The organism is Pseudomonadota bacterium (assembly GCA_039193195.1).
Taxonomy (GTDB): Bacteria; Pseudomonadota; Gammaproteobacteria; order Steroidobacterales; family JBCBZW01; genus JBCBZW01.
This window is the reverse complement of record JBCCWS010000082.1, coordinates 1-10,210: the sequence shown is the minus strand read 5'-3', so window position 1 is coordinate 10,210 and position 10,210 is coordinate 1. Positions and strand designations below refer to the sequence as shown.

Genomic DNA, 10,210 nt, shown 5'->3' with positions numbered 1-10,210 from the left:
CCCAACACTCGGAAAACGCCGGCCTCAACCCTGAGAACGCCTCACAGGCACTCGCTCAGCTGCGGTCAACGCCCTACGATCTCATCTCAGGGGCTCAACGCCACACCTCATGAATAAAGCAGGCTAGTGGCCTGTCCCAGCAGTTTCGAAAGTGCTGAGCGAGCCCTTCATCGACGATCTGCGCGTTGCGCTTCCTCGCAATGGCTCAGGCCATTGCTCGTCAGCGCGCCTTCACCTCGCCGACGAATGACTCGCTCATCACTCCCGAAACTGCCGGGACAGGCTACTAGGCCCGAAGGCGCACTAGGATGCTCGTACTTATTTCACTAGCGGTACGCCCCCTGGCGTCCAGAAAGCCGTCTAGAGAAAGCACTCCGCTAACGTCGCAGTCGTCGAGCCGGATTGGCATTACGTCATCGTCCCGTCGAGTGATCAGGTCTCTCACCGCGCGCCACTCCAACCGACACCATTGCTTGTGTTCATAGTCAGCGCATAGGAACACGACCACGAGATCTGCATCATTGCGATAGATGTCTTGCAGGTAGGTGTCAAGATTCGGCCTTGCCAGCTCCGCCTCGTAGAACTCATCGTAGAACACGCGATCTCGCCCCAGCTCAGCGACAAGCCCTTGCGCAACATCGGCCACGACAGTGCGGTGCTCGGACGGGAACGATAGGGCCACCGCAAACCTCCTCACCGACGTGGACGTCGGAGTCGATGTTTGCACCGTGCGCAACCTGTGGGAGGTGAGTCTGCCCTTGCGCACATCTGCTAGTCGCTTCTTCGTTGCCGCCAGCGCTGGATCGAGCATGTCCTTACGCAAGCGTATGCTCTTCTCCAGCTCCTGCCGCGCGTCGAGCATCAGCTCACTTACGGGCCGGGGCGTTGATCGGGACGCCGGATTGATCGAGCTTTCTCCGACGAGCTGAGCGGCGCGCAGTAGCATTGATTCTGCTAGCAAACGCCGCCCCTGCGCGATCGCCCAGGCGTAGCCGCAGCTTGGATCGGTTGCCGCAAACAAGCCCGGGCGATCTAACTCAGGCTGAGGAGGCATGCCGTCGAACAGTGCATTGCGTACCGTGAGCTCAGCCTTGGATGGATCACCAAGGAGCAGCTCGAATTGCGCTCGAAGCAACAAGAGGTCGATGTTGTGTAGTGCGTAACCGTACTGACGTGCAAACCGTAGACCGGTTTGTATCGTCGCGAGCACCCCCTCGAGACTAAGGTGACCATCCTGTGCAGCAGAAACCTCGTGGAGCTCGATCTTGGCACGCACGAGCGCACACAAGCACAGAAGCTCCTTCGCGTCGCGAGTCGATGCCCATGAGTGAACGCTTGCGATACGTTCACGAGCCAGACGTGACGCGCCTTGAAGGCACGCTATCTGAGCCAAAATGACGTCTTTGTATGGGACGTCGTTGTCCAGGGACCCGTATTCCTTGATGAGCAGCGCTCTGTCGCTAGAGGCCCGCTCTTCAGCGGTCTCAAGTCTCCCCAACCGGACCAGGAGATCCGCAATCCAGGTGCCAGGCTTTGCAGCCCTACCTAAGAAAACCGATACGCGGCTTCCAAAGAGTGTCAGCGCATCACGGCTCTCGCCTTGCAGAGTCGCGATTCGACCAAGATAGGGACCTAAGCTAACCGATGAATTTTTGTGTCGCCGGACTACTTCTGCGGCCTCGGCAACTCGGCCAGCGGACAACAAAAGCGTTGGCACATCAGGCGAGCTGTAGAGCAACCGCGAGAAAGACGCCTCTCGCATGCATTCCAAGGCGATGTCGTTGCGCCCGAGTTGGGATAGGTAGCCCGTCCATTCCTCAGTGAACTGCTGATGATCCACCTCATTGAGATCAGTCAACCCAATGCTGCTATTGTCTCGGAGAAATGCCCGGCATATGCGATCGCCTCGCTCTGCTGACCCAAGCCGCCACAGCAGGTTCTCGTAGCCACCCATTCTCTGGCGATACAGCTTCCAGGCGTCCGCCACCCTGCCTGCGGATAGCGTGTGGTAGACAATCTCCTCAAGTAGATCCAGCAGCTGCGGATCCGACGGCCGGCTCTCACTTGGTCTATCCCCAAGCGAGGCCTGCAAACCCGCTCCAGCGGCCTCGTGCCCAAGCTGAACCGCGGAAGGATCAAGGCTCCGTTCGAAACCATCGCGGACCGCTGGGTGAATGGCGTACAGCTGCTCGTCGTGACCTGCGCGCTCTATGAGCCTCATCTCCGTGAGCAGTGCCAGCTTGGCTGCCACCTGATCACGGCTTAGGGAGGCAAGCGCCCGCCCGGAGACGGCAGCCTTACCCTTCCCTGTGAAGATGGCAGCAATGGCGTCTAGGTTGATGCCAAGTCGGAACAGGCACAGCCGCTGCAGAAGCGCCAGGGCTGCCGGATCGTCCGACCTGAGGGAATCGTGATATCGCTTGGCCAGTCGCGCCAGCCGGCGCTCTTGTTCCTGAATTGCCGCCACGGCGGGATCCAGCTGTGCATCGTGCGTCTGAACCGCGTCCTGATCCGCCAACGCTGGCAAACGGGCGCAGTCGCCACCACAAAAGCGAGTCAAGTACCCTCCCATCAAATCGACGCTCAGCGCATGGCGCCCAAGATCCTCCGCTACGCCCTCCAGTTCGGCGTCTGAGCCGTGGACCCCGTGCTGACGCAAAAGACCAGTGCAGGAGTCCAGGGGCAATCGGTCAATGTCGATTTGCTGGTACCAAGAGTCTCTGAGGCGGCGTGCGTCATACAGCCAAAATCTCGTGGTAACAAGCAACGATAGTGCCGGGAAGTAACCCTCGACGGCGTCGATGATGATGCTTCGGATGCGACCGTCAAGTACCCTTCCAAAGGCTTCTCTACCGCCCTGCCCCTGGATCTTCTCGAGTCCATCGAGTACGAGCAGTACGCGACTGTCAGGGGGCAACTCGTTAAGCAGATGCAGCGTTTCTTCCAGCGACGCTTGCCGCACCGGCTCGCCGCCATCACCGACCAGACCGCTAGACAAAGCCCGCGAAACGCTTAGCCAGGAACATAACGTCTCGAAGAACGAATCTGGATTGGGCACATCGTAGAAGGAGAAAACAAGCGTGCGCGATGGCGCCGGAAGATCGGATGCCTTATTGACGCTTGGGAGATTAGGGTACGGGCCTGGGAGCAGTTGCAAAAATCGGTCGGCGATGGCCGTTTTTCCAGCCCCTCCCATCCCAACGAGAGCGCAAACGCCACGTCCACCGTTGCGCCACCACTCGATGACCCTTTCAAGCTCAGGCCGATGCTGCCAGTCGCGCGCGCGAAGCAAACGATGCGCTCGTTCGTCGGTGCGATACTCGCTCGACAATGCGGTTGTCTCCCCGTCTCTCGGCACGGATCATTCGATTGCGGATGCTACCGTGGCTCGAAGTCTGCGCCAAGCGAGGGGAGTGCCCAGATTGGTCCACTTAGGCAGGTAAGCTGGCCTGACGCTGAGCCAATTAGATCCATTGCCGACGACCCAACCCAGTCTCGGCGGCAGTGATCTTGCTGATCGAACACGATGCGTCGAACAGCGTTGCGCGCGATGCCGCGTGGCCAGTCCCTGCCTGTCTATTCAGACGCTGAAGCGGTGCTGGCATGGCTAACGATGACAGAACCTCGTTCGCAGCGGTGCCTGAGCTACGCTATTGGATGAGAACGGAGTGTCCTGAGAAGTGACGGTCAAACCTTGAGACACACATGCTGGCCAGCGAACGTCGAAGATCACGGCCCCTGTAGGCCTCTGCCTACAGAGGCGATCACTTGGCAGCGTCAGGCAGCTCTCACGGGCACTGCCCGTACACGATGTACATCTCGCCAGCGCTGCCGCGGCCGCCAGGATCGGCACCGTCCGCGCCGATGAGTACGTCGACCTGTCCGTCACCATTGAAGTCGCCGGCGCTCACGGAGATGCCGGAGAAGTCTGACTCATCGATGCCACGGATGACGGTGCCCTCGCTGCCGTCGCCGCCGGCCGCGGGGAACAGCCCGATGAGATCGACGCTCGCCCCAAAGCCTGCATCACGACCGAAGAGTACGTAGGTCTCGCCGGCTCGAGCCCTACCGAAGGGGTCGCGGTTAAAGGAGCCGATCAGGACATCGTCGACGCCATCGCCATTGAAGTCGCCAAGCGCGTTAATGGCTTGCCCGGTTTCATCATTGACCGTGGGCCCTTTGATCACGAATCCTTCCGTGCCATCACCGCCGAGCCCTGGAAATAGATCGCGTAGCTCGAACTCAGCTGGGAAGCCAGTGCTTCGACCGTAGATCACGTAATTCTCGCCCGCATCGGACAGGCCGTTGGCGTCTCCATTTGGCGCAGAGATGATGATGTCGTCGACACCATCATCATTGAGATCGCCAGCCCTGGCGACCGCCGATCCAGAGCGGTCATCATCATCGATGCCGTTCAAGGCGAAACCCTCGGTGCCATCCCCGCCGTTGGCGAGCAGCAGGCTGCGCACATTGAAGGCCGCAGGGAATCCGGCGCTGCGCCCGTACACCACATAGGTCCGGCCCGCGCGATTGCTACCGAAGGTGTTCTCGCTCTCGGCGCCCAAGATCAGGTCGTTCAATCCGTCACCGTTCAGATCCCCTGCACTGCCCACGGCACGATCGGAGAATTCGGCGGGACCTACGCCCGTGAGCACAAACCCCGCACCGCCGTCACCGCCAGACTCAGGCCGCAGATCGGCAACCTCCAACACGGCGGGGAAGCCATCGGTTCGGCCTTTGATCACGTAGGTTTCACGGGCGTCCGGGGTGGCCGAGATGATGAGATCGTCGACACTGTCGTTGTCGATATCGCCGACGAAGGCGGCGGCCCGGCCAAGTTCGTCACCGGGCGTCGCGCCGAGGATGACCACGCCGTCGCTGCCGTCACCGCCCCCTTCGGGGTGCAGCTGCTGCACGTCGAACTCAGCGGGGAATCCGGTTGCCCTGCCAAAGATCACGTACACCGCGCCAGCGTCAGCAGAAGCGCCAATGGCTCCAAGGGCAATATCATCCACGCCATCAGCGTTGAGATCTCCGGCGCCGGCCACGGACCAGCCCAGAAAGTGGAACGGCAAATCGGTGGTGATCGCGAACCCTGCGCTACCGTCACCGCCGAATTCACTCATTAAGCTCGCAAGCTCAACCGTGGCCCCAAGGCCCGTGGCACTTCCGAACACCACGTAGGCCTCGCCCTGAAGGTTGGTACCGGCCCAAGATCCCACGATCGCATCATCGACGCCATCGCCGTTAACATCGCCCGCGTTGGCGACTACACGGCCTGCAAGGGAACCCTCATCGATGCCCCGTAGCACGGCGCCCTCCGTGCCGTCGCCGCCAAGCGCAGGGAGCAAGCGCTGCAGAGCGAAGCTCGCCGACCCTTCGCCCGCCGCGACCGGCGTGGCAATGAGGGCTGCACTCAGGGCGAGGCACGGGCCTAGCACCCGAATGCCGTGGCACGCGTGCAGTGCGGCACGCCCAACGACTTCCGCTGCCAGGATTCTGTGAATCAGCGACCTACGTTCCATGTCGGTTCTCCTTTGCGGCTAGCTGGGCCGATGCCTTGGCTCGCGACGCCGGCAGGTTGGCGCGATCGCTCGCGGGACGACAGCGCGAGGGCGAGTTTGCACTCTGCGGGGCGCGTCTGCCCAGATGGGCCGAACGGGACTTATCGCCTCCACGCGATTGGGCGGTAGCTCAACGCGTAGACAAGGCGCCCGCAATGCTCTGGATCTCCCTACCTACCACTACTGACGGACCCTATCCGCAAACCCGACGGACGAGGGGCCTCGCTGCCCTTCGCACTCCGCTAACAAGCATCCGCACGGGACACGGTAGGCTGAGTCGAGCAGAGATCCCCGAGCGCATCTGCACGCCCAAGAACGAGGTAGGCAACACCTGGGTCATCGTTGCGTAGGGGCACCGGATCCACCTCGCGCGCACCGATCAAGATGTCATCGATCCCATCGCCATTCACATCCCCGGTGCTCACGGAGCCGCCTGCAAAGCCGCTCACGTCGTAGGCGGCGATCACAAACCCCATAGCACCATCGCCACCCCCTGCGGGCCTGAGACTAAGCAGGGGCACGACGGGCGGGAATGCCCCATCGCGCCCGAAGACCACAGACACTTCGCCTTCGTTGTTGTTGACGCCGTTCGAGAGATCCCCATTTTGAGTGCCTATGACGATGTCATCGATGCCGTCACCGTTCACATCGCCAGTGATGCTGACGGGTTTCGACGCCTCGAGGCCAGCGCCCAGCTCATCGGCCACGCTAGCCCCTTCCAGCACGAAGCCCCGACTGCCGTCGCCGCCGTGCTGCGGGAGGAGGGTGGTGAGTTCCAGCTGCGCAGGGAACGGATCGTTTATGGCGTCACGACCGAACACGGCATAGCACTCGCCCGCCTGGAAGCGATCTCCCGGTGCCGCCCCGGCAGCGCAGATGAGCACATCGCTGATCCCATCGTTGTTCACGTCGCCGCCGCCGAACACAGCACCTGCGTTGTCGGCACCGTCAATGCCAGCGACGACCACGCCGAGGTTACCATCGCCCCCAGCCTCTGGGAGCAGGTCCACGAGCGATACGGTCGCGGGCCAGCCGTCGCGGCGACCGAATAGTAAATAGCTCTCCCCCGCCCCACCACGGCCTCCGGGGTCCGCACGGTAGGATCCGATGAGCAGGTCATCGATCCCATCGCCATTCACGTCCCCAGCGGCGTTCACCCGGACCCCGGCGCGATCGTCGCTATCGATGCCCAGAATGAAGAACCCATCGCTGCCGTCACCACCCGCGACCGGACGCAACTGATCGACGTCCATCACGGGGGCGAAGCCACCGTCCGCGGCGACGTCGCGACCGAACAGGACGGTGACCTCGCCCGCGGGACCGTCGCCGAAGTCGAACCCCGTGGCGTTACCGATGAGCAGATCATCCACCCCATCGCCATTGACGTCGCCAGCGGCACTGACCTCAAGGGAGATGAGATCGTCGCCACCTCGGAACCTGAGCGCGAAGCCACGACTCCCATCGCCGCCGCCGCCAGGGAGGAGTTGCTGTAGCGGTAGCACGGGCGGGAACGTGTCTCCGCCTTTCTGGTCGCGACCGAACAAAACGATGACCTCAGGGTGGCGAGGATCTGCGCTTAGCCCCAAGTCGTGGATACCGTCGCCGTTGAGGTCACCCACGTTCGCGATCGACTCGCCGCTGTAGTCCCGCTCGCCTCGGCCGATCAGGGCGAAGCCGGCGCTGCCATCGCCGCCACCGGTCGGAAACAGGGTGCCCACGGAGCGCTGGGCGGGGAAACCACCAGGCTGACCAAATAGAACGTATAGCTCACCGGCCCGATCCACCTGCCCGGATGTCGCTCTGGGCGCGGCGATGACCAGATCTGCCACACCGTCGCCGTTGATGTCATCGATCACGGAGACCGTCTCGCCCGCCGCGCCGTCCATACGGCGACCCACGAAGATGCTGCCCTGCGCGCCATCACCACCCGCTACGGGGCGCAGGCTCGACAGTTGAACGATGGGCGGGAACGCTTGCCCCTGGGCGACGGGTGCGCTGGCGACACCGACGATTGCGGCGGCGGCGAGGGACCGTCGTACGGCGCGAGTCAATGATCGGGATGCGTGCATGATCCTGTCTCCTGTATGGTCATTACTAGCAATCGTCCAAGGTGCTCTCGCTACCGCTCTCGGTGAGCACGGTCACGCAGAGTCCTCCGGAGCCCACGAGCAGATCGCTCGGGGCGCCGAGGTCGCTGGGTAGCGCATCCACGCCGTGCAGGAACTGCGGTTCGAAGCCGAGCATTTCGCCCCGCTCACCGGTGGCACCGGTGGCGATGCGCCGGGCGACCAGCTCGACCTGCGGCAACGGTGTGATGACCCCATCGTGGGGAATCTTAAGTACGTGCAGACTGCCGCGGTTGTCCTGCGCAAGGGAGTAACTGCGCCCTGAGACGACGTAGCCGCCAAGGGTGGTTGCGATGCTCTGCAGGCGATCGCCGTGGGCAAGACCGTCCCACACCGTGTGCCATTCCGTCGCCAGGCGCTCGTTCAGCTTCAACACGACGCCGGCAGATACCGAGCTTTGCTCCGCACCGACGTTGCCGACCACCACGGCACCACCTGGCACAGCAACCACATCGGCCCCGCGGTCGTTGTACTCGCGCACGATGCTGGCCGGGTCCGCGTAGTCGAGGGCCGAGAGGTGAGACTCCCAGTCGTCGTCACCGAACACCAAGCTTGCGGCGCCGTCGCGGCCGTTGCCTTCCAAGCGCGCCACCAGCATGCCGGCCTGCGTATCGTTCAGATTGCCGCCTGCGAACCCTGTCAGGTAGAAGCTGCCGTCGGCCGCTTCCGCCGCGGCCTCGAAGGAGACAGGGCGACCGTAGTAGCCAGCACCCCACAAGGCGTTGCCGTGCGCATCCAAGCGCAAAGCGAAAGCGTTGGAACGATAGAAGGGGTAGACGTCATCGCGCAGCTCACCGCTGAGCAGAAATCCCCCATCGCGCGTGCCCGTGACGGCGCTGATCGTCTGCTGCAGGGAATCGCAGACATCGCCGACGCCATCGCCATTCCCATCGTCCTGCGCGCCATTGCGATGCCAAGGGCAGTTGTCGAACTCGTCATCGATGCCGTCGCCGTCGGTGTCGGCACCTGATGCGAGCGCCGCGAGCCCTGGCTCGTAGCGCTTGCCCCACAGCAGATCGCCGTTCTCATCGAGCTTGAAGGCGCAGCCACGGGGCTGCTGTGCGACCGTGCTCCCAGCGAACACGAAGGTTGGGGCGCCGCCCGTCCCAGCGCCCATCGCGGCACCCTCGAGCAGGCAGCGCTCCGGTGCATTGAACTCATGGCTGCGCACCCAGCGCAGGGTGCCGTCGGGCTCGTGGGCGGCCAGCCAGCCGACCTGAGAGATCGCGCCGGCCACGTAGATCGTGGCGTCCTCGGCCACGAACACGTCCAACGGTACGTAGCCCAGGCGGTACTCGTAATCCCACTGGTAGCGGCCGAGGGCATCGACGGCCGTAATCCGCGGTGGCGCGCTACTCACGGTGATCACGCCACCGTCGGCCGTCGCCGCGACGGCGTTGGTCTCCATCTCACCTGGTGGGTTCTGCACGATGTCCTCCACATCGATCGCCCAGCGGTGATCGCCGCCGGCGGTGAGGCCGTTGCTCCCACGGCCGGTGTCTTCGCGGTAGCCGCTGAGTTCCTCCTCACCCGGGAACTCGCTAGGGTCCGCGGCGAGGTCGAATACGGGCAGTCCCAGCAGCTCCATGGCAACGCCGCCGCGCAGGCCGGCGTCGTGGCCCACGGTCCACCAGGGATTATCCACCGCGCTCACGCGCAGCTTGCCGCTGGCGCGGGCCTCTAGGTAGGGTCCCGCAGCCGCGAGACATGTACCGTCCGGGGCCGCCCCCGTGCCTACGTTTAGGGTGACTCGCGCGTCGGTATGTAGGGCGATGGCTGCGCCGCTGTCATCGAGCAGGCGGGGCGGCGTGAACTCGATCGGCGAGGACTCGTGAAAGGGCTCGATGAAGAAGCGATCGCCGCTGGGGCGGGCGCTGTCGTAGCCGAAGGCGTAGCCAGCGCGCAGGCGCTTGCGCACGCTCGCCACCATGGCGCTTCGCGCCGTTGCGCTGATACCGATGTCGTGGCCAAGGTGCAGGCTCAGGGGGATTTCGATCGGGCCGAGGATTAGCGGCGGCAGGGGAAAGCACATGTCGAATAGATCCAGCGATTCCTCGCCGGTCCAATCGGCCTTCACGGCCGCGCTGGCGCTAACGCTCAGCTCGTTGTCCACCTCGCCGACCAGGCGCAGCTGGCGACCGGGGCGCACGATCACATCGAGGCGCGGCTTGAAGGCGTGCCCGTGCACCTGGCCACTGATGATGATGTTGCCATCCCCAAGGGGCAGGTCGTTGAAGCGAATCGCCTGCGTGTTGTGATTGGTCTGCTCCGGCGCGAACTCCTCACCGTCTACGCTGACGAGGCGCGAGGCGCCATCCATGGGATCGACCGGAGTCTCGGGCGCCGTGCAGAAGGCGCCGCTTCGGAACACGGTCGGCAGCGCCGTTTGTTGGTCGAGGTGGGCGATGCGTTCGAGCAGGAAAGTGCCATCTGTACAGTCGTGGCAGCGTGCGTAGAAACGCGCTGCGACGAGTCCGCGCCCCACGTCGGACCGCACCCCCCAGTCTTAGGCGAACAAGT

The 10,210-nt window shown here is 63.5% G+C and carries 4 protein-coding genes; all 4 read right to left on the bottom strand.

The features are described 5' to 3' along the window. Positions 1-286: 286 nt before the first annotated feature. The 4 genes from AAGA68_26800 to AAGA68_26785 all read right to left on the bottom strand — a co-directional run bounded on the left by AAGA68_26800 (position 287) and on the right by AAGA68_26785 (position 10,175). Positions 287-2,998, bottom strand: coding sequence for a TIR domain-containing protein (locus tag AAGA68_26800; protein ID MEM9388679.1), 2,712 nt, complete (start codon positions 2,996-2,998; stop codon positions 287-289). Between the two features lie 790 nt (positions 2,999-3,788). Beyond that, positions 3,789-5,525, bottom strand: a complete 1,737-nt coding sequence (locus AAGA68_26795; protein ID MEM9388678.1) for a hypothetical protein — start codon at positions 5,523-5,525, stop codon at positions 3,789-3,791. Between the two features lie 281 nt (positions 5,526-5,806). Further along, positions 5,807-7,633 carry an integrin alpha gene (locus AAGA68_26790; protein ID MEM9388677.1) on the bottom strand — a complete coding sequence of 609 codons (1,827 nt, stop codon included), beginning with the start codon at positions 7,631-7,633 and terminating at the stop codon, positions 5,807-5,809. Positions 7,634-7,658: 25 nt separating this feature from the next. Next, positions 7,659-10,175, bottom strand: coding sequence for a hypothetical protein (locus tag AAGA68_26785; GenBank protein MEM9388676.1), 2,517 nt, complete (start codon positions 10,173-10,175; stop codon positions 7,659-7,661). Between the last annotated feature and the right edge of the window lie 35 nt (positions 10,176-10,210).

Excerpts from the sequence above, each read along its gene's own strand:
- AAGA68_26795 (MEM9388678.1), bottom strand. The coding sequence starts at position 5,525 with ATGGAACGTAGGTCGCTGATTCACAGAATCCTGGCAGCGGAAGTCGTT.
- AAGA68_26790 (MEM9388677.1), bottom strand. The coding sequence starts at position 7,633 with ATGCACGCATCCCGATCATTGACTCGCGCCGTACGACGGTCCCTCGCC.